Source organism: Cryobacterium tepidiphilum, assembly GCF_003716325.1.
Classification (GTDB): Bacteria; Actinomycetota; Actinomycetes; order Actinomycetales; family Microbacteriaceae; genus Cryobacterium; species Cryobacterium tepidiphilum.
On record NZ_RDSR01000010.1, the window covers coordinates 47,884 to 66,017 of the forward strand.

An 18,134-nucleotide genomic window follows, 5' to 3' on the forward strand; every position below is an offset into this window, starting at 1 on the left:
TTGGCAGCATGACAACACGGGTGGCCGTCATCGGCGCAACGGGAAAGATGGGCCGCCTCGTCGCCGACCTCGTGGAGCAGTCCGACGACTTCGAACTCGTCGCGCGGCTGAGTTCGGCCAGCGAGCTCTCTGACATGCTGCCGGCCGAGATCGCCGTCGATGTGACGCGGCCCGGCGTCAGCCAGGACGTCGTGGAGTACGCCGTCGACCATGGCTTGAGAGTGCTGGTGGGCACGTCGGGGTGGTCGGAGGAGCGGATCGCCGCGCTGTCGCGCCGGGTGGAGGGGCATGACGACACGGGCGTCGTCATCATCCCCAACTTCTCGCTCGGGTCGGTCCTCGCCACCTTCTTCGCCACGCTTGCCGCGCCCTTCTTCGACTCGATCGAGATCATCGAGGCCCACCACGCCGGAAAGGTGGACTCGCCGTCGGGAACAGCCGTCCGCACGGCCGAGCTCGTCTCGGCCGCCCGGGCCGCGCAGGGGCCGGTCTCCGCGCCGCACACCGACCAGCGGGCCCGCGGCCAGGAGGTGGGTGGCATCCCCGTGCACAGCCTGCGCCTGGCCGGGGTGCAGGCCCGCCAAGACGTCATCTTCGGCGGCGGGGGAGAGACGCTCACGATCCGTCACGACACCACCTCCCCGTCGTCGTACGAGCGGGGCATCCTGCTGGCCCTGGCCGCCACGCGCGACGCGGTGGGCGTCACGGTCGGGCTCGACAAGCTGATCCCGCTCACGCCGGCGGCGGCCGGGCAGACCCCGTGAAGGGCCGCATCGCAGCCCTCCTGATGGCCGCGCTGCTGGCCTTCTACCTCGTCGTCGTCGGCTGGCGCGCGGTGCTCTTCGTGCAGAGCGGCAACCCGATCGGCATCGTCATCGGCATTGCCCTCCTCGTGCTTCCCCTCATCGGTGTCTGGGCGCTCGCCCGGGAACTCATGTTCGGCGTGCGCTCCGAACGCCTCGTGCACCGGCTCGACGCGGACGGCGGCCTGCCGGTGGAGCAGTTCCCCGTGCGACCGAGCGGCCGGCCCGAGCGGAGTGCAGCGGATGCCGACTTCCCGCGCTTCCAGGCGGACGTCGAGGCCCACCCCGAGGACTGGCAAGCCTGGTTCCGCCTCGGCCTCGCCTACGACGCGGCGGGCGACCGGCGGCGGGCGCGCGGCGCCATCCGCACCGCGATCAGCCTCGAGCGGGGCCGGCAGGCGGATTAGTCGCCGGGTGCAGCCACCGCGTCGGCGGGCGTGCGGTCGCGGAAGTGGAAACCGTCGTCGGCCAGGGTGCGGGAGCTGACGCGCTGGTCGGACAGGAGGAGGTCCTCCCCGGCGTCCTGCATCGCGAGCCGGATCAGCGGCGCCGGCACGGGCAGAAGGAACGGCCGGTGCATGGCGGAGGCCATGGCCCGCACCACGTCGTCGGCGGTGGCAGGGGTGGGACCGACGAGATTGACCGGGCCCGACAATGACGACGCCGCGAGCAGGTGCACGATCGCGGCCGCCTCATCGTGGTGCCCGATCCAGGCCCAGTGCTGGTCGCCACGTCCGAGCGGCCCGGCCAGGCCGAGCGACGCGATCAGGCGCAGGGGCTCGAGGGCCCCGCCGCGGCCGAGGACGAGTCCCGTGCGCACCACGACGACGCGGGTGTCGCCGGCTGCGCGGTTCGCCTCCCGCTCCCACGCCGCCGCCACGTGCGCGAGGAAGCCCGCGCCTGCCGGGGCGTCCTCGGTCAGCAGCTCGCCCGGTCGGTTGCCGTAGTAGCCCACCGCTGAGCCGTTCACCAGCACGCGCGGCGGCTGCGGCGCCCGGGCGATCGCATCCGTGAGGGTGCGCGTCGACAGCACCCGGGACTGCAGGATGGTGCGCCGGTAGCCCGGCGTCCAGGGCAGGCGCGACAGCGAGGCACCCGCGAGGTTGACCACCGCGTCGACGCCGTCGAGCGCGCCCGGCTCGATGCTGAGCGTGCGCGGCTCCCAGCGGAATTCGTCAGCCGACCGCGTCTCCCGGCGCACAAGCCGTAACGGCGTGTGCCCGGTGGCGCGGAGCTGCCGGCAGAGCTCGGTTCCGATGAAACCGGAGGCCCCGGAGACGAGAACGCGCATGGGCGCGGATCAGGCCAGTTCGGCTTCGAGGGTGATCGGGATGCCGGCCAGGGCCTGGGAGATGGGGCAGTTCTTCTTCGCATCCTCGGCGAAGGTGACGAACTCCTCCTCGCTGATCCCGGGAACGGTGGCGCTCACCAGGAGGTGGCTGCCGACGACCCCGGTGCCGGCGGCGAAGGTGACCGCCGCGGTGGTCTGGATGCTCGTCGGCGGGTGCCCCGCCTCGGCGAGGGCGAGCGACAGCGCCATCGAGAAGCAGGCGGAGTGCGCGGCCCCGAGGAGTTCCTCCGGGTTGGTCGTGTTCGCCTCCCCTTCGGCGCGCGCCTTCCAGTTCACGTCGAACTCGCCCGCCTTCGAGGAGTCCAGCGCGACCTTGCCGCTGCCGGACATGAGATCGCCGTTCCAAACGGTTGTTGCTTCACTCGTGAGTGCCATGCTGAACCCTCCTGAACTCGGATGCCCAGCCTACCGAGCTTTCACCGATTACAGCAGGGCCCGCACGCACGGGCGGATAGCGTTCGTCGCCTCACGACGCCGTTTCCCACGGCAGCGCCGTGCCCGCGTCCAGCGGGTGGACCGGCACGACCACCACGGGCCGGCGCTGCCGGTGGGCGAGGTTCGCGGCCATTGACCCGGTGAAGAACTCCTGCAGGCCGCCGCGCACGCCCGGCCGCCGGGTGCCGACGACGATGAGGGACGCGTCGAGGTCCTCGGCGAGCTGGCCGAGCGCGAGGGCCGGTTCTCCCGACACCTCGCGGGTGCTCCAGCGGATGCCGCTGCCGTCCAGCAGGCCGGCGAGGTGTTGCGCCAGGTCGGCGTCGAACTCGGGGGTGTCCATCGCGGGGAGGTCGGGGTCGAACGACAACGACGACACCGTCCCGTCCATCATGGCCTGCACCATGTATCCGCTGTCGTCGGCGTGCGCGCACACCAGGTCGGTGCCGAGGCGCGCCGCGAGCCGCGCCGCTTCCCGCACAACGGTGTCGGGCTGCCCGGGGAAGACCCCCACCAGGATGCAACCGCCTCGGTCGTTCGCGTCGTTGTTCATGGGATACCTCTTTCACCTCGTTCGCCGTTGAACGCGACGTGGTCGCTGTCTCCACGTCCTGCTCGTAGTCTGCCAGATCGCCCGGCTCACAGGAATTTCCAATCCGAATCTGCGATGGCGCCGAATAACGGTGTGAGCACGGGAAACCCGTGCACGTCACCTAGGAGGAACCTGAAATGAGCACATCCCCGAATCGCCTGCTGGCCACCATCTTCGGAGCGGTCTATCTTCTCGTCGGCCTGCTCGGCTTCACCGTCACCGGTGGCGTCGGCTTCGTCTCGACCGATGGCGGGCTGCTCCTCGGCATCTTCGCGGTCAACCCGCTGCACAACATGGCGCACCTGCTCATCGGCGCCGCACTGCTGATCGCCGGGCTGTCGACGGTCGCCGCGTCCAAGACGGTCAACACCACGATCGGCGCGGTGTACCTGCTTCTCGGCATCGTCGGATTCTTCATCGCGGACACCCCGCTGAACATCCTCGCGCTGAACACGCCGGACCACTTCCTGCACCTCGGCAGCGCGATCGTGCTGCTGGGCGCCGGACTCGGAGCGGACAAGTCGGTGCGCTCCACGCACGCCGCCGCCATCTGACACCCGTCCACGAGCAGGAGGAGCACACCGTGACAGCCACGACCCGGATCTGGTTCGCCTTCGCAGCAGTCGGTGCGGGCATGATCCATCTCGCCGTCGCAGCCGGTGCTCCTCTCCTGCTCACCATCGTCCTGGCCGGGTTCGGTATCGCCGAACTCGGCTGGGGCGTCGGCGTGCTCGTGCGCGGACGGTTGCTCGTGGCGCGGGTCGTGCTCGGCGCGGCCCTGGTGCCGGTGCTCTTCTGGGGCGCGATCGCCACGGTGGGCAGCGGATGGGGCCCGGTCGCCGGGGACGCACTGCCGCTGTTTCCGATGGCGGTGGCGTCGCTGTTCGACCTCTTCGTCGCCGCTACGCTGGCCGTCCACGGGCGCCGCCACGCGGCATCCGACACCCCGGCCCGTGCGCCTGCGGCCACGGCCCGGCAGGACTGGGGTTTCCTGGCGGCGCTCACCGTCGCCGGGGCGCTCTTCTCGGGGCTCGTGACCCCGGCGCTCGCCGCCACAGAGGCCGGCAGCAAGGCTGTGCCTCACGGCAGCCACGGGATCCCCGGACTGGAGTTCCTGGACGCCGGTCACGGGCATCACCACTGACCATCGCCGATGCGGCCGGCGGGAGATTCCTCCCGCCGGCCGCATCGCGCTCAGACGACCGGGGCGTCGGGCGTGGGCTTGACCCAGCGGTCATCGGCGGCGATCGCCGCCACCTTCGGGTCGTCCTCGTCGGCGCCGTAGTCGCTCTCGGTGGTCTTGTCGATTCCGTCGCGCACCTTCGCGGCCCGGAAGACGATCGTGAGCACAACCGAGACGATCGCATTGATCACGAAGGCGCTCACGGCGATGTACACCGGGACACTGGTGAACGGGAACGGTGAGATCGAGCCGCCGAAGTGGGCGTGCGTCACCGGGTTGACCACGTTGTACGCCGCGATCGTGCCGTAGACGATGCCCGCCGCCCAGCCGATCAGCAGGGCCAGGCGGTGGAACCACCGGGTGTACAGGCCGGCGACGATGGCGGGGAACGTCTGGAGGATCCAGATCCCGCCGAGCAGCTGCATGTTGATCGCCGCGGACTGGTCCATGAGCAGCACGAAGATCAGCGCACCGAACTTCACGATGAGCGACGTCAGCTTCGATACCTTCGCCTCCTGCTCCGGGGTGGCGCCCGGCTTGATCAGGTCCTTGTAGATGTTCCGTGTGAACAGGTTCGAGGCCGCGATCGACATGATGGCGGCGGGGACCAGGGCCCCGACCGCGATCGCCGCGAGGGCGACGCCGGCGAACCACGACGGGAAATTGTCGAGGAACAACTGCGGGACCACGAGCTGCGGGTTGACCTTCCCGTTCAGGTCCACCGGGTTCGTGCCGGCCTTGATCGCCATGTAGCCGAGCAGCGCGAGGAAGCCGAGCATGAGCGAGTACAGCGGCAGCACGACGGCGTTCCTGCGGATCGTGTTCCGGCTCTTCGTCGACAGCACGCCGGTGATCGAGTGCGGGTACATGAACAATGCCATGGCCGACCCGAGTGCCAGCGTCCAGTAGGCGTTGAAGCTGGCCGCCCCGGGAATGACCGATCCGACCGGGTTTCCGGTCGCCGGGTTGGTGCCGGCCATCTTCGTCTCCGCCGCGTCGAAGATCCCCGCCCAACCACCGAGGTGGGAGGGCAGCCACACGATGGCCACGATCACCGCGATGTAGATGAGAAGGTCCTTCACCACCGCGATCACCGCCGGGGCGCGCAGGCCCGCGGTGTAGGTGTACGCCGCCAGCACGACGAACGCGATGATCAGGGGAAGGTCCTGCAGGAAGACATTGCTGCCGCTGCCGAGACCGAGCACCGTGAGGACCGCCTTGATGCCCACCAGTTGCAGGGCGATGTACGGCATGGTGGCGACGATGCCGGTGACCGCGATCGCCGTCGACAACGACTTGCTGCCGTACCGGCCGCCCACGAAGTCCGCCGGGGTGACGTAACCGTGCCGGTGCGAGACCGACCAGAGCCGCGCCATCAGCAGGAACACGATCGGGTACAGCACGATCGTGTACGGCACGGCGAAGAATCCGCTCACCGCCCCGGTGCTGTACATGGCCGCCGGCACCGCGATGAAGGTGTACGCCGTGTAGAGGTCGCCGCCGAGCAGGAACCAGGTGACCCAGTTGCCGAAGCTCCGGCCGCCGAGGCCCCACTCGTCGAGTGTCTTGAGGCCGCGGTCGGCGGGCTTGACCCGCCACCTCACGGCCAGGAAGCCGAGGACGGCGACAGCGACGAAGATGACGATCACGACGGCGAGGGCGACACCGTCGATCGGGCGGGCGCCGGCGGCGGCCGCGAGGGGAACCATGGTGACGGCGCTCATCGCACGACCTCCGATCCATCGGTCGTCCGGTCGCCGCGCACGACTCCGCGCCGCCGCCGGTCCTCCCGGATGACGATCCCGTAGATGATCCAGAGCAGGAACGCCTCGAGGAACACCTCCAGGATCTGGAACCAGTAGAAGAACGGCATGCCGAACAGCTCGGGATCCTTGCGCGCGTAGAGCGGCACGATCAGCGGCACGATGATCCCGATGACCAGCAGCACGCCGGCGATCACATAGGGCGCCGGCTTCGCCGGTCCGCGGGTGGGTGTTGTCGTCGCAGACATCTTTGTCTCCCTTGCCTCCCGTGCCGGGCAGAACTTCTGCCTGACCGGGGTTTCAACAGCGCGGAATGCGCCGCCGAATGCCCCTCCGGGGGAATCTCGAACTGAGGATATACCCGTGTAGCCTGTGCACATGCAGCTCACCGGACCAGTGTTCGCGTAGGACACGCCCCTGTGGACATCCTGCACCTCGCACTCATCGCGCTCGCCGGGGCCTGCGCCGGGGCGGTGAACACCCTCGCCGGCGGTGGCACGCTCCTGGTGTACCCGGCGCTCCTGGCGTCCGGGCTCCCTCCGGTCGCGGCGAACATCACCTCCCTCATCGGGCTTACCCCCGGTTACGTCGGCGGCGCCTACGCCTACCGGCGGGAGATCCGCGCCGAGAGGCACCGACTGCCGGTCCTGATCCCCGTCGCCCTCGCCGGTGCGGTCGCCGGCGCCCTGATCCTGCTCGTCACACCGGGGGACACGTTCGAGGCCGTCATCCCCTTCCTCGTGCTGTTCTCGTCGCTGCTGCTGTTCGTGCAGCCGTGGCTGAAGAAGCGGCTGAGGCCGGCGGATGCCGCAACCCGGTCACGGGGTCTCGGTCTCGTCGGCGCCGTCGGGGTCTTCATCGCCTCCGCCTACGGGTCGTACTTCAGCGCCGGTGTCGGCGTGCTCATGCTGGCGCTGCTCGGCGCCACGATCCACGCCGACTTCCAGCGCATCAACGGGCTGAAGAACGTGCTGTCCCTGGTCATCGTGCTCGCCGGCGTGGCGGTGTACGCCTTCTCCGGGCACACCGACTGGTGGGCGGTCCTGGTGTTGCTTCCGTCCTCCGGCGTCGGCGGGTGGCTCGGCGGCCGCCTTGCCCGTCGCCTCAACGGCGACGTGCTGCGCTACGCCGTCACGGCCCTCGGCGTGGTGCTGGCGGTGGTGCTCTTCCTCGTCTGACCGGGGCTACAGCAGGCGGTCCGTCGCGGCATCCGCTGTGCCGTCGAAACGGGCGTCGAGCACGGCCTGGAACACGGTCCCTGCCGGGTCGGCCCGCAGGAACAACGTCATCGACGACCGGAGCTTCCGAGCGTCGACCGCGCCGAAGATCGCCTCCGCCGATGGTGCCGGCGCCTCGATGACGGCCGTCGCGCACACGACGAGGCGGGGCCCGAGCAGCGGATGCGCGAGGTAGGCCTGCGCCTCGGCGAGCGAGGCGATCGCGTAGCGCTGCGCCATGGCGCTGTGGCCCAGCCCGGCGAGCTGCGGGAAGACGAACCACATCCAGTGCGTGACCTTGCGGCCACGGCGCACCTCGGCCAGGGCCCGGTCGTACGTGCCGTCGTCGTCCTGGGCGCTCACGAAGCGCTCGAGGTCGTAGCGATCGTCCATGCAACGGATGCTACCCGCCGTCAACCCGGAGGAGCACGCCGGGCTCCTCGAACGCTTCGGTCTCGACCCGAAAGACCTCATGGGCACGTTCGGGGGCATGTTCAAGGGGTGAGCCTTCGCTCGTGGGCGCCTCCAGCCGGGAACCGATAGCCTGTAGGTCGTGTCTACGTCATCCAACCCCTTCGGCCAGGTCCTCGTCGCACTCGTGACCCCGTTCACCGCGGACGGGGAAGTGGACTGGCCGGCCGTCGAGAAGCACATGGACGACGTCATCAGCGCCGGCGCGGACGGCATCGTCGTCAGCGGCACGACGGGGGAGACGTCGACCCTGACCGACCCGGAGAAGATCCGGCTGGTCGAGGTCGGCAAGGATGTCTCGGCCGGGCGCGCGAAGATCATCACCGGCGGCGGCTCCAACGAGACCGCGCACGCCATCGAGCTGGCGCGCCAGAGCGAGCGGGCCGGCGCCGACGGCAACATGATCGTGACGCCGTATTACAACAAGCCAACGCAGGCCGGCGTGCTCACCCACTTCCGCATGATCGCCGACGCGACCGACCTCCCGGTCATCCTCTACGACATCCCGGGACGCACCGGCATCCCGATCGCGTACGAGACGATCCTCCGCGCGGCCAAGCATCCCAACATCCTCGCGATCAAAGACGCCAAGGGCGACTTCGCGCAGGCCAGCCGCGTGCTCAACCAGACCGACCTGCTCTACTTCTCCGGCGACGACGCGAACGTGCTGCCGCACCTCGCGATCGGCGCCACCGGCCTGGTGGGGGTGACCGCGAACATCGCGGCCCGGCCCTACCGGCAGATGATCGACGCCGTCAACGCCGGCGACCTGGCCACGGCCACCATGGCGCACCAGCGGCTCGAGCCCCTGGTGCGCGCCGTCATGACGCACGTGCCCGGCACGGTCGCGGCCAAGTACATCCTGCACGGGCTCGGCCGCATCGGCAGCCCGCGCGTCCGACTTCCCCTGGTCGGCCCCGAGGAATGGGAGGCAGCGAAGATCGAAGACGAGATCGACCTGGTCTCCGACATCCCGGGCGTCGACTTCTCCAACTTCCGCCCCGACCGCAACGCTGCCGCCGGCGGCGCCCTGCCGAAGGTCGCCGGCACAACCCGCTAGGAGGGCACATGCCCAACGACGTATACGACCCGCCCGCACTCGAACCGGGCACGCTGCGCGTCACCCCCATCGGTGGCATCGGCGAAATCGGCCGCAACATGACCACGTTCGAAATCGACGGCAAGATCCTCATCGTCGACTGCGGCGTGCTGTTCCCCGAAGAGCACCAGCCCGGCGTCGACCTGATCCTCCCCGACTTCACCCCGATCCGGGACCGCATGGACGACGTCCTCGGCGTGGTGCTCACCCACGGCCACGAGGACCACATCGGGGCGGTGCCGTACCTGCTGAAGCTCCGCCAGGACATCCCGCTGATCGGCTCGGCGCTCACCCTCGCCTTCGTCGAGGCGAAGCTCAAGGAACACCGCATCAAGCCGTACACCCTGCAGGTGAAGGAGGGGCAGGAGGAACGCCTCGGCCCGTTCGACCTGGAGTTCGTCGCGGTGAACCACTCCATCCCCGACGCGCTGGCCGTCGCCATCTTCACCGACGGCGGCTCGGTGCTGCACACCGGCGACTTCAAGATGGACCAGCTCCCGCTCGACGACCGGCTGACCGACCTCCGTGACTTCGCGCGGCTCGGCGAGGAGGGCATCGACCTGTTCCTGGTCGACTCCACCAACGCCGACGTCCCCGGCTTCACGCCCACCGAGCGGGCCATCGGCCCGGTGCTCGACGACGTCATCTCCCGCGCTCCTCGCCGCGTCATCGTCGCCAGCTTCTCCAGCCATGTGCACCGCGTGCAGCAGGTACTGGACGCCGCACACGCCAACGGGCGTCGCGTCGCACTCCTCGGCCGCTCCATGGTGCGCAACATGACCATCGCCGCCGAGCTCGGCTACCTCAAGGTGCCCGAGAACGTGCTCGTCGACTTCAAGAAGGCCAAGGACATCCCCGACGACAAGATCGTCTATATGTCGACCGGGTCGCAGGGCGAGCCGATGGCCGTGCTCAGCCGCATGGTCAACAAGGACCACCAGATCGACGTCGGCGAGGGCGACACCGTCATCCTCGCCTCCAGCCTCATCCCCGGCAACGAGAACGCCGTGTACCGCATCATCGACGGGCTCACGAAGCTCGGCGCCAACGTCGTGCACAAGGCCAACGCGAAGGTGCACGTTTCCGGGCACGCCGCCGCCGGCGAGCTGCTCTACGTCTACAACATCCTGAAGCCCAAGAACGTGCTGCCCGTGCACGGCGAATACCGCCACCTCGTCGCCAACCAGCGCATCGCGATGTCCTCCGGCGTGCCCGAGGAGAACACAATCCTCGCCGAGGACGGCACGGTCATCGACCTGCGTGACGGCGTCGCATCCGTCGTCGGCCAGCTCGACCTCGGCTTCGTCTACGTCGACGGGTCGACCGTCGGCTCCATCACGGATGCCGACCTCAAGGACCGCCGGATCCTGGCGGAAGAGGGGTTCATCTCGATCATCGTCGTCTTCGACTCGTCGACGGGCAAGATCGTCGTCGGCCCGGAGATCCACGCGAAGGGCTTCGCGGAGGACGAGAAGGTCTTCGACGCGCTGAAGCCCAAGATCGAACAGGCCCTCGCCGACGCGGCGCACAACGGCACGCGCGACACGCACGCGCTCGCGCAGGTCGTGCGCCGCGTTGTGGGCCGCTGGGTGAGCAGCGGCTACCGCCGCAAGCCCATGATCGTGCCGCTCGTCATCGAGGCGTAGCCGGCGCATCCGTTTCGCTGACCGGGATACGGCAACTCACTCGGTCAGGGCCGCTCGAGCTGCACCCGGGTCTCGGCGTCGACGAAGCCGAGTGAGCGGTACAACCGGATCGCGGAGTACTCCGGATCGGCCACCATCACGAGCGTCGTCGCGCCGAGGTCGTCGAGCGCGTACCGGCCTGGCGGCGTGCACGCATGGACGCCGCATAGCGCTGGAGGAACGCGCGGTACTCGGCGGCCGGGAACGTCGTGTTGTTGGGTTCCATCACGCGCACGGCAGCGTCCCAGTCACTGGCACTGTCCAGGATGCGGATGTCGGCATCGCGGTTCGGACGTGACGGCGGCGACACGGCATGCGCCGTCATCACCGTGTTCCTGTTCGGCGACAGGCCGGCGTTCCGGGCGTCCTCGGCGGACACCACCTCCTCAGCCGTGTCGTCGATCCCGATGGCGCTCCTCGACGGAGCTGCCCCGCAGCGTCAGCAGCATCAGGTCGGTGCGATAACCGAGCGAGACCGGGACGGGCATCGGCCCAGCCTAGAGTGTGCCCGCCTGCACCGCTGCCCCGGAGGGTCCCGCACCGGGTGCTGCCGTGTGCAGGACGGGAGCCGTGTCGCGCCCGTGCCGGCGGCAGTGGCGACCGCGACACGCCGGTGCGCTCCTGAATTACGCCCGTTGGCGCCGCAGACACTCGACCCGCCTGCGGCCCAATCGTGCGGCGGGGAAGTACCGTGGAAGCTATGGCTACGAGCACCAAGTCGACCGGCCGTGCTTCGGGCGCGTCGGCACGCGGCACCAGCACGCGGAAGCCTGCCGCCAAGAGCACCGCGAAGACGGCCACCCAGAAGACCGTCAAGTTCCCCGAGAGCGAGCCGAAGCCCGCGCTGTTCGTGCGCGCCTGGATGGGGCTCGCGCACCTCACCGGCGGTGCCGCCCGGGCGCTCGGCCCCGAAGAGCTCTCGAAGGAGGACCGGCGCGACGGGCTGCCGTTCTTTCTCGTGCTGCTGGCGATCGCCGGCGCCGTGATCGAATGGTTCCTGATCAACAACCCCGTCGCGCAGACCCTCGACGCCTGGACCTTCGGCGGCCTGTTCGGCCGCGTCGCCTTCGCGCTCCCGGTCATCATGCTCCTCTTCGCCGTGTGGCTGTTCCGCCGGCCGAGCTCCGTGCACGACAACGGCCGCATCGGCATCGGGCTCGCCCTGCTGCTGGTGACGGTCTCCGGCCTCTGCCACATCTTCGGCGGCCAGCCCGCACCGAGCGAGGGCATGGAGGTGCTCGCGGTCGCGGGAGGCGTCATCGGCTGGATGATCGCGGCGCCGCTCCTGGCGCTCATCACGACCATCGGCGCATCCATCGTCGTTATCGTGCTGCTGATCCTCAGCCTGTTCATCATCACCAAGACCCCGCCGAACAAGGTGGGGGAGCGGCTGCGGGAGTTGTACGCGTGGTTGTTCGGCGCACCGATGCCGGACCCGGAGGAACGGCAGGCGGCCAAGGAGGCGAAGCAGTCGAAGACCAGGCAGCTGGAACTCGACGGCCTCGAAGACGATGACGACCAGGCCGACACCGGCACGCTCCCGTGGTGGCGACGCAACCCCGGCAAGCGTGAGGAAGACCCCGACTTCCACGCCGGGGAGTCAGCCGACCCGCTCGCCGACCTCCTCGGCTTCGGCGCAGACACCGACGACGCGCCCTCCGCCGCGCACGGCGCCTTCGACACGCCCCTCGGCACCGCCGCTCCGGCGAGCCAGGACGACTACGGCACCGAGGTGCTCGGCGACCTGCGCCGCGCCGAGGAAGCCGTCAAGCGCTTCACCGGCGAGATCCCGCTGCCCGGCGGCGCCCGGGCGCAGGCATCAGCGGATGCCGCGGGCCCGGTGGACGGCTCCGACGACGACTTCGGCGGCAGCACCATCGAGATGCCGAGCGCAGCGCAGCCCACGGCGCCCTACGTACTCCCCGCCGCCTCCACCCTCACGGCCGGCCCGCCGGCCAAGGCCCGTTCGGCCGCCAACGACGAGGTCGTCCGCGCCATCACCGAGGTGCTCCGCCAGTTCAACGTGGATGCCAAGGTCACCGGCTTCTCCCGCGGGCCGACCGTCACGCAGTACGAGATCGAGCTGGGCCCCGGAGTCAAGGTCGAGCGGGTCACGGCGCTCAGCAAGAACCTCTCCTACGCGGTCGCTTCCAACGAGGTGCGCATTCTCTCGCCCATCCCCGGCAAGAGCGCGATCGGCATCGAGATCCCCAACTCCGACCGCGAGATCGTGACCCTCGGCGACGTGCTCCGCTCCGGCGCGGCGACGAGCAGCACGCACCCGATGACCATCGGCGTCGGCAAGGACGTCGGCGGCGGATACGTCGTGGCCAACCTCGCGAAGATGCCCCACCTGCTCGTTGCCGGGTCCACCGGCTCGGGCAAGTCGAGCTTCGTCAACTCCATGATCACGAGCCTGCTCATGCGGGCGAAGCCGAGCGACGTGCGCATGGTTCTGATCGACCCCAAGCGCGTCGAGCTCGCCCCGTACGCCGGTGTGCCGCACCTGATCACCCCCATCATCACGAACCCCAAGAAGGCGGCCGAAGCGCTGCAGTGGGTCGTGAAGGAGATGGACATGCGCTACGACGACCTGGCCAGCTTCGGGTTCCGTCACATCGACGACTTCAACAAGGCCGTCACGAACGACGAGATCGTGCTCCCCGCGGGCAGCGAGCGCAAGCTCAAGCCCTACCCGTACCTGCTCGTCGTCGTCGACGAGCTCGCCGACCTGATGATGGTCGCACCGCGCGACGTCGAGGACTCGATCGTTCGCATCACCCAGCTGGCCCGCGCCTCCGGCATCCACCTGGTGCTGGCCACGCAGCGCCCGAGCGTCGACGTGGTCACCGGCCTGATCAAGGCCAACGTGCCCTCCCGCCTCGCCTTCGCCGTCACGAGCGTCACCGACTCCCGGGTGATCCTCGACCAGCCCGGCGCCGACAAGCTCATCGGCCAGGGCGACGCGCTCTTCCTGCCCATGGGCGCCTCCAAGGCGCTGCGGGTGCAGGGCGCGTGGGTGAACGAGGCCGAGATCGAGAAGGTGGTGGGGCACGTCACCAGGCAGGCCCGGCCCGAGTACCGACCGGATGTCGCGATGGAGGCCCCGAAGAAGGAGATCGACTCCGACATCGGCGACGACCTCGAGGTGCTGCTCGCCGCGGCCGAACTCGTGGTCTCCACCCAGTTCGGCTCAACCTCGATGCTGCAGCGCAAGCTGCGGGTCGGCTTCGCCAAGGCCGGCCGGCTCATGGACCTCCTGGAATCCCGCGAGATCGTCGGCCCGTCGGAGGGCTCCAAGGCGCGCGACGTTCTCGTCACGGCGGAGCAGCTCCCGGCGGTGCTCGCGAAACTGCGCGGCTCCGACGCCGAACAGGCTGCCTACCAGGCGGCACCCCAGCCCGGCAGCGACACGCACTCCGTCGATCCCCGCTACGCCGACGACCCGGTCGCCCAGATGACGCGGGGCTATCCTGAGGTGGAGGCGGATTCGGACGAAGACGCCTGGCAGCTGACCGACCGGGACTAGGAACCGTCCGATGACACGCAACGCACCCATCGGTCCGGAGGTTTCGGTGCCGAGCAATTGGAACCTCCCCAACATCATCACGGTGGTGCGGATCCTGCTGGCGCCGATCTTCGTCTGGATGCTTCTGGCCGACGCCGGGCAGGACGGCGCCCTGCGCTGGTGGGCGGCGCTCCTCTTCGTCCTCGCCATTGCGACCGACGGCGTCGACGGGGCGATCGCGCGACGGCAGGGCCTGGTCACCGAACTCGGCAAGCTCCTCGATCCGATCGCCGACAAGGTGCTGACCGGCGGCGCCCTCGTGTCCCTGTCCATCCTCGGCGAGCTGTGGTGGTGGGTGACGATCGTCATCCTGCTGCGCGAGATCGGCATCACCGTGTTCCGGTTCGCGATGCTGCGTGACCACGTCATCCCCGCCTCCCGTGGCGGAAAGCTCAAGACCATCCTGCAGTCGGTGGCGATCGCGCTCTACCTCTTCCCGCTGTGGCTCGTCGTTGGCGAGTGGGTGCACATTCTCAATGCCGTCGTCATGGGAGCCGCCCTCGTGCTGACGGTGATCACCGGAATCGATTACCTGGTCAAGGCGGCCGGCGAGAGAAAGACGACGGATGCCTGAGCCCGCCGAGAACGACGAGTCCGCCCTGGCCGACGCCCCCGACGCTGACGAAGCCGAGGCCGCGGATCCGACCGCCGCCCTCATCGCGGAGCTCAGGTCCCGACGCCTGACCATCGCGGTGGCGGAGTCCCTCACCGGCGGACTGCTGACGGCCGAGCTGATCCGCATCCCCGGCGCATCCGCCTCGGTCACCGGCGGAATCGTCGCGTACAACACCGAACTGAAGAAGTCGCTGCTCGGTGTGGACAGCAGCGTGCTGAACGTGCACGGGGCGGTGCACCCGGATGTCGCGGTGCAGATGGCGGTCGGCGTACGCGGCGCCCTGGCCGTGCGCGGCGTGCGTGCCGGCGTCGGCGTCGCCACGACGGGAGCCGCCGGCCCCGACGCCCAGGACGGCCAGGAGCCGGGAACCGTGTTCATCGGCGTCTCGATCGGCAGCGCCGCCTGGTCGGTTCCGCTCAAGCTGGAGGGCGACCGCCAGTCCGTGCGGGAGCAGACGGTCGCGCAGGCGATCCAAGCTGTACGTGAGCTGTTAGCGCGGGACGACGCGGAATAGCCGCCCGCACCGCCCGGTTACATCCAGCAGATTAACAAGCACGGCCCGGAGGTCGACGGTAGTCTGTTGGTGATGGTGGTGACCGTCCCCGACACGACAGCGTCGTTGACAGGGCCCAGTCGGCTGGAAAGCCCGAGAAGGAGGTTCCGATGATTCTTGTACGTCAGGAAATCGGCGATGTGCTCAGGGACTTCCGCCTGCAGAAGGGGCGCACGCTCCGACAGGTTGCCAGCAAGGCCAGTGTGGCCCTCGGTTACCTGAGCGAAGTGGAACGCGGACAGAAGGAAGCGTCGTCAGAGATCCTTGCTTCGCTCGCGGATGCGCTGGAGACCCCGATCTCGGTCATCATGCGCGAGGTGGGCGACCGCCTCGCCGTCGTCGAGGGGATCGACAGGTTCCCCGACACTGTTCCCGAGGAACTCGTGGCCGGTTTCGACGCCGGCCTCGTGGTGCGGTAGTACATCGCGCGATGGGTGTTGTCGCACGCGGCCGAACCGGCCGGGCACGCGCGGGGGTGAGCTGTGCGGCTGAGTGAATTCCGCCAGGCCATCGTCGACGAGTTCGGTGACGGGTACGGCCGCGTGCTGACTCGCGACCTCGTGCTCACGGGTCTCGGCTGCACGGCCGACCAGGCATTGGCCCGCGGCGTTCCGGCACGTGAGGTTTGGCTGGCGCTGTGCGTCGAGGCGGACGTCCCGGAGAGTCGCTGGTACGGTGCCGGGCTGCCCGCGCCGAAGAAGTGATGCGCGCTCGACACGCCGTGTAACTCTCGAATCTGTCTTCGGTTGTTGGTATGCTCCTCAACAGCAGGAGTTGGCAGCGAGTTATCCACTCTCCGCTGCGCTTTCCGACGGATGTCGGAGGTGCTGCGTACAGTCGGACCCGTAGGCGACATACCGCAACACGCCTTGTCGAATGCGGCGCACCGGGGCCTCTCCCGCGCGGCGCGACGACAGCCTATAGGCGACCGACACGCACACGGAAAGAGACCGAGATGCCCTCACCAGCAGACCGCGAGAAATCACTCGAAACAGCACTGGCCCAGATCGACCGCCAGTTCGGCAAGGGCTCGGTCATGCGACTGGGCAGCGACGAGCGCGCCCCCGTCGAGACGATCTCGACCGGTTCCATCGCCCTCGACGTCGCGCTCGGCATCGGCGGGCTTCCCCGTGGCCGAATCGTAGAGATCTACGGGCCGGAGTCCTCGGGTAAGACCACCCTCACGCTCCACGCCATCGCCAATGCGCAGCGGAACGGCGGCATCGCCGCGTTCATCGACGCCGAGCACGCCCTCGACCCCGAATATGCACGCAAGCTCGGCGTCGACATCGACGCACTCCTCGTCTCCCAGCCCGACACCGGCGAGCAGGCTCTCGAGATCGCCGACATGCTGGTGCGCAGCGGGTCGATCGACCTCATCGTCGTCGACTCCGTCGCTGCGCTGGTTCCCCGCGCCGAGATCGAGGGCGAGATGGGCGATTCCCATGTCGGCCTCCAGGCCCGGCTGATGTCACAGGCGCTGCGCAAGCTCACCGGCGGACTGAGCCAGACGAACACGACGATGATCTTCATCAACCAGCTGCGCGAGAAGATCGGCGTTTTCTTCGGTAGCCCCGAAACCACCGCCGGCGGTAAGGCGCTGAAGTTCTACGCCTCGGTCCGGCTCGACATCCGCCGCATCGAAACGCTCAAAGACGGCACCGATGCGGTGGGCAACCGCACCCGCGTCAAGATCGTCAAGAACAAGATGGCGCCGCCCTTCAAGCAGGCCGAGTTCGACATCATCTACGGCGTCGGCATCTCCCGCGAGGGCAGCCTGATCGACTTCGGCGTCGAGCACGGCATCGTCAAGAAGTCCGGTGCCTGGTACACCTACGACGGCGACCAGCTCGGCCAGGGCAAGGAGAATTCGCGCAACTTCCTGCTGAAGAACGCCGACATCGCCGACGAGATCGAGCGGAAGATCCTGAACAAGCTCGGCATCGGGGCGGAAGGGGCCGCGGCGAAAGCGGCCGCTGACGCATCGGTCGAGACGGCAGCCGTCGAGCCCATCCAACCGAAGCTGGCTGCCCGCAAAGGCGCATAACCCGAAATCGAGCGGAAGACAGGTCACCGCATGGTCCGGTTCGAACCGGTAGACGACGCGGGGCGGGAGCCGGCACCGGTGGTGTACCTCCACGGTGCCGCTCCCGGCATGAAACGGCGGTCCCCGCTCGAGGGCCGGTCGCTCCCTCCGCGCGCCGACGACGAGCGCGAGCGCCACTCCGACCCGGTGTTCCAGGCGGACCCGGCAGGTCACGCGGACCAGGCGGAGCCGGTCGATCCGGCGGAACAGCTGGCGCAGGCCGAGAAGCTGCTGCTCACCCGGCTGCGCCGCCGATCGTTGTCGGTGGCCGAGGCGCGCACGCTCGTGGAGGAGACCGACCTCGACGCGGATGCCGCCGACGACCTCACCGCACGGTTCCGCGACCTCGGCTACCTCGACGACGCCAGGCTGGCCGAACAGGTGGTGCACAGCCACCTGGAGCGCAAGGGGCTCGGCCGCTCGGGCGTGGAGGCGGAGATGCGACGTCGGCGCATCCCGCCGGAGGTGATCCTGCAGGCGCTGGAGGAGGCCCCCGACGACGAGGAGGCACGCGCGATCGAGGCCGCCTGCAAGCGGGCCGCGCAGCTGACCAGATTCGACGACGAGACGATCGAGCGCCGTCTCACCGGGTTCCTCATGCGGAAGGGCTACGGCTCGGCCGTCGTCCGTGTCGCGGTGAAACAGGCGCTCGCGTCGGTTCCCCGCCCGAGTGCACGGACCACGAGCGTCCGGTTCCGGTGACGACCGAACG

Annotated in this window: 21 protein-coding genes; 14 read left to right on the forward strand and 7 right to left on the reverse strand. The window is 69.2% G+C overall.

Going from position 1 to position 18,134, the window contains the following annotated elements; genetic code table 11:
• Positions 1-8: 8 nt before the first annotated feature.
• Positions 9-764, forward strand: a complete 756-nt coding sequence (gene dapB / locus EEJ31_RS07650; protein WP_123045715.1) for a 4-hydroxy-tetrahydrodipicolinate reductase — start codon at positions 9-11, stop codon at positions 762-764.
• On the forward strand, positions 761-1,210 hold the full coding sequence (locus EEJ31_RS07655; RefSeq protein ID WP_407643216.1) for a hypothetical protein: 450 nt from the start codon (positions 761-763) through the stop codon (positions 1,208-1,210). The genes dapB and EEJ31_RS07655 overlap by 4 nt, the downstream gene beginning before the upstream one ends.
• Here the strand turns inward: EEJ31_RS07655 and EEJ31_RS07660 are convergent.
• The 3 genes from EEJ31_RS07660 to EEJ31_RS07670 all read right to left on the reverse strand — a co-directional run bounded on the left by EEJ31_RS07660 (position 1,207) and on the right by EEJ31_RS07670 (position 3,142).
• Positions 1,207-2,094, reverse strand: a complete 888-nt coding sequence (locus EEJ31_RS07660; RefSeq protein ID WP_123045716.1) for a TIGR01777 family oxidoreductase — start codon at positions 2,092-2,094, stop codon at positions 1,207-1,209. The two genes, EEJ31_RS07655 and EEJ31_RS07660, sit on opposite strands and share 4 nt — an antisense overlap.
• 9 nt (positions 2,095-2,103) lie before the next feature.
• Complete coding sequence (locus EEJ31_RS07665) at positions 2,104-2,529, reverse strand: OsmC family peroxiredoxin (protein ID WP_123045717.1); 426 nt, start codon at positions 2,527-2,529, stop codon at positions 2,104-2,106.
• Between the two features lie 91 nt (positions 2,530-2,620).
• Positions 2,621-3,142, reverse strand: a complete 522-nt coding sequence (locus tag EEJ31_RS07670) for a universal stress protein (protein ID WP_123045718.1) — start codon at positions 3,140-3,142, stop codon at positions 2,621-2,623.
• Between the two features lie 176 nt (positions 3,143-3,318).
• Between EEJ31_RS07670 and EEJ31_RS07675 the strand changes: the two genes are divergently transcribed.
• Complete coding sequence (locus EEJ31_RS07675; protein WP_123045719.1) at positions 3,319-3,735, forward strand: DUF4383 domain-containing protein; 417 nt, start codon at positions 3,319-3,321, stop codon at positions 3,733-3,735.
• A gap of 29 nt (positions 3,736-3,764) precedes the next feature.
• Complete coding sequence (locus tag EEJ31_RS07680; protein WP_123045720.1) at positions 3,765-4,325, forward strand: hypothetical protein; 561 nt, start codon at positions 3,765-3,767, stop codon at positions 4,323-4,325.
• Positions 4,326-4,375: 50 nt separating this feature from the next.
• On the opposite strand, the gene mctP is transcribed toward EEJ31_RS07680, so the two are convergent.
• Positions 4,376-6,088, reverse strand: coding sequence for a monocarboxylate uptake permease MctP (mctP, locus tag EEJ31_RS07685; protein ID WP_123045721.1), 1,713 nt, complete (start codon positions 6,086-6,088; stop codon positions 4,376-4,378).
• Positions 6,085-6,375 (reverse strand): DUF3311 domain-containing protein, encoded by a 291-nt coding sequence (locus EEJ31_RS07690; protein WP_123045722.1) that lies wholly within the window; start codon positions 6,373-6,375, stop codon positions 6,085-6,087. The genes mctP and EEJ31_RS07690 overlap by 4 nt, the downstream gene beginning before the upstream one ends.
• 171 nt (positions 6,376-6,546) lie before the next feature.
• On the opposite strand from EEJ31_RS07690, the gene EEJ31_RS07695 reads away from it, so the two are divergent.
• Positions 6,547-7,305 (forward strand): sulfite exporter TauE/SafE family protein, encoded by a 759-nt coding sequence (locus tag EEJ31_RS07695; protein WP_123045723.1) that lies wholly within the window; start codon positions 6,547-6,549, stop codon positions 7,303-7,305.
• 6 nt (positions 7,306-7,311) lie between these two features.
• On the opposite strand, the gene EEJ31_RS07700 is transcribed toward EEJ31_RS07695, so the two are convergent.
• Positions 7,312-7,737, reverse strand: coding sequence for a DUF1810 domain-containing protein (locus EEJ31_RS07700; protein WP_123045724.1), 426 nt, complete (start codon positions 7,735-7,737; stop codon positions 7,312-7,314).
• 160 nt (positions 7,738-7,897) lie between these two features.
• On the opposite strand from EEJ31_RS07700, the gene dapA reads away from it, so the two are divergent.
• The gene (gene dapA / locus EEJ31_RS07705; protein ID WP_123045725.1) at positions 7,898-8,875 is read left to right on the forward strand and encodes a 4-hydroxy-tetrahydrodipicolinate synthase; all 978 of its coding nucleotides are present in this window, start codon (positions 7,898-7,900) and stop codon (positions 8,873-8,875) included.
• Between the two features lie 8 nt (positions 8,876-8,883).
• Entirely contained in the window at positions 8,884-10,560 is a 1,677-nt protein-coding gene (locus EEJ31_RS07710) for a ribonuclease J (RefSeq protein ID WP_123045726.1), read from the forward strand.
• A 136-nt stretch (positions 10,561-10,696) separates the two neighbouring features.
• On the opposite strand, the gene EEJ31_RS07715 is transcribed toward EEJ31_RS07710, so the two are convergent.
• Complete coding sequence (locus EEJ31_RS07715; RefSeq protein ID WP_148040146.1) at positions 10,697-10,978, reverse strand: hypothetical protein; 282 nt, start codon at positions 10,976-10,978, stop codon at positions 10,697-10,699.
• 321 nt (positions 10,979-11,299) lie between these two features.
• On the opposite strand from EEJ31_RS07715, the gene EEJ31_RS07720 reads away from it, so the two are divergent.
• The 7 genes from EEJ31_RS07720 (at position 11,300) to EEJ31_RS07750 (ending at position 18,124) form a co-directional block, all read left to right on the forward strand.
• Positions 11,300-14,128: an FtsK/SpoIIIE family DNA translocase gene (locus EEJ31_RS07720; protein ID WP_123045728.1), complete on the forward strand. Its 2,829-nt coding sequence runs from the start codon at positions 11,300-11,302 to the stop codon at positions 14,126-14,128.
• A gap of 10 nt (positions 14,129-14,138) precedes the next feature.
• A complete protein-coding gene (gene pgsA / locus EEJ31_RS07725) occupies positions 14,139-14,741 on the forward strand; it encodes a CDP-diacylglycerol--glycerol-3-phosphate 3-phosphatidyltransferase (protein WP_123045729.1) in 603 nt (200 codons plus the stop codon).
• Positions 14,734-15,297, forward strand: a complete 564-nt coding sequence (locus EEJ31_RS07730) for a CinA family protein (RefSeq protein WP_123045730.1) — start codon at positions 14,734-14,736, stop codon at positions 15,295-15,297. The genes pgsA and EEJ31_RS07730 overlap by 8 nt, the downstream gene beginning before the upstream one ends.
• A 149-nt stretch (positions 15,298-15,446) precedes the next feature.
• On the forward strand, positions 15,447-15,755 hold the full coding sequence (locus EEJ31_RS07735; protein WP_123045731.1) for a helix-turn-helix domain-containing protein: 309 nt from the start codon (positions 15,447-15,449) through the stop codon (positions 15,753-15,755).
• A 63-nt stretch (positions 15,756-15,818) separates the two neighbouring features.
• Positions 15,819-16,040 (forward strand): DUF3046 domain-containing protein, encoded by a 222-nt coding sequence (locus tag EEJ31_RS07740; RefSeq protein ID WP_123045732.1) that lies wholly within the window; start codon positions 15,819-15,821, stop codon positions 16,038-16,040.
• A gap of 251 nt (positions 16,041-16,291) precedes the next feature.
• Positions 16,292-17,383, forward strand: coding sequence for a recombinase RecA (recA, locus tag EEJ31_RS07745; protein ID WP_123045733.1), 1,092 nt, complete (start codon positions 16,292-16,294; stop codon positions 17,381-17,383).
• 30 nt (positions 17,384-17,413) lie between these two features.
• Positions 17,414-18,124, forward strand: coding sequence for a regulatory protein RecX (locus EEJ31_RS07750; protein WP_123045734.1), 711 nt, complete (start codon positions 17,414-17,416; stop codon positions 18,122-18,124).
• The last annotated feature ends 10 nt before the right edge of the window (positions 18,125-18,134 follow it).

Coding starts and splice junctions, on each gene's coding strand:
- dapB (WP_123045715.1), top strand. CDS start 9: ATGACAACACGGGTGGCCGTCATCGGCGCAACGGGAAAGATGGGCCGC.
- EEJ31_RS07660 (WP_123045716.1), bottom strand. CDS start 2,094: ATGCGCGTTCTCGTCTCCGGGGCCTCCGGTTTCATCGGAACCGAGCTC.
- EEJ31_RS07665 (WP_123045717.1), bottom strand. CDS start 2,529: ATGGCACTCACGAGTGAAGCAACAACCGTTTGGAACGGCGATCTCATG.
- EEJ31_RS07670 (WP_123045718.1), bottom strand. CDS start 3,142: ATGAACAACGACGCGAACGACCGAGGCGGTTGCATCCTGGTGGGGGTC.
- EEJ31_RS07675 (WP_123045719.1), top strand. CDS start 3,319: ATGAGCACATCCCCGAATCGCCTGCTGGCCACCATCTTCGGAGCGGTC.
- mctP (WP_123045721.1), bottom strand. CDS start 6,088: ATGAGCGCCGTCACCATGGTTCCCCTCGCGGCCGCCGCCGGCGCCCGC.
- EEJ31_RS07690 (WP_123045722.1), bottom strand. CDS start 6,375: ATGTCTGCGACGACAACACCCACCCGCGGACCGGCGAAGCCGGCGCCC.
- EEJ31_RS07700 (WP_123045724.1), bottom strand. CDS start 7,737: ATGGACGATCGCTACGACCTCGAGCGCTTCGTGAGCGCCCAGGACGAC.
- EEJ31_RS07710 (WP_123045726.1), top strand. CDS start 8,884: ATGCCCAACGACGTATACGACCCGCCCGCACTCGAACCGGGCACGCTG.
- EEJ31_RS07720 (WP_123045728.1), top strand. CDS start 11,300: ATGGCTACGAGCACCAAGTCGACCGGCCGTGCTTCGGGCGCGTCGGCA.
- pgsA (WP_123045729.1), top strand. CDS start 14,139: ATGACACGCAACGCACCCATCGGTCCGGAGGTTTCGGTGCCGAGCAAT.
- EEJ31_RS07730 (WP_123045730.1), top strand. CDS start 14,734: ATGCCTGAGCCCGCCGAGAACGACGAGTCCGCCCTGGCCGACGCCCCC.
- EEJ31_RS07735 (WP_123045731.1), top strand. CDS start 15,447: ATGATTCTTGTACGTCAGGAAATCGGCGATGTGCTCAGGGACTTCCGC.
- recA (WP_123045733.1), top strand. CDS start 16,292: ATGCCCTCACCAGCAGACCGCGAGAAATCACTCGAAACAGCACTGGCC.
- EEJ31_RS07750 (WP_123045734.1), top strand. CDS start 17,414: ATGGTCCGGTTCGAACCGGTAGACGACGCGGGGCGGGAGCCGGCACCG.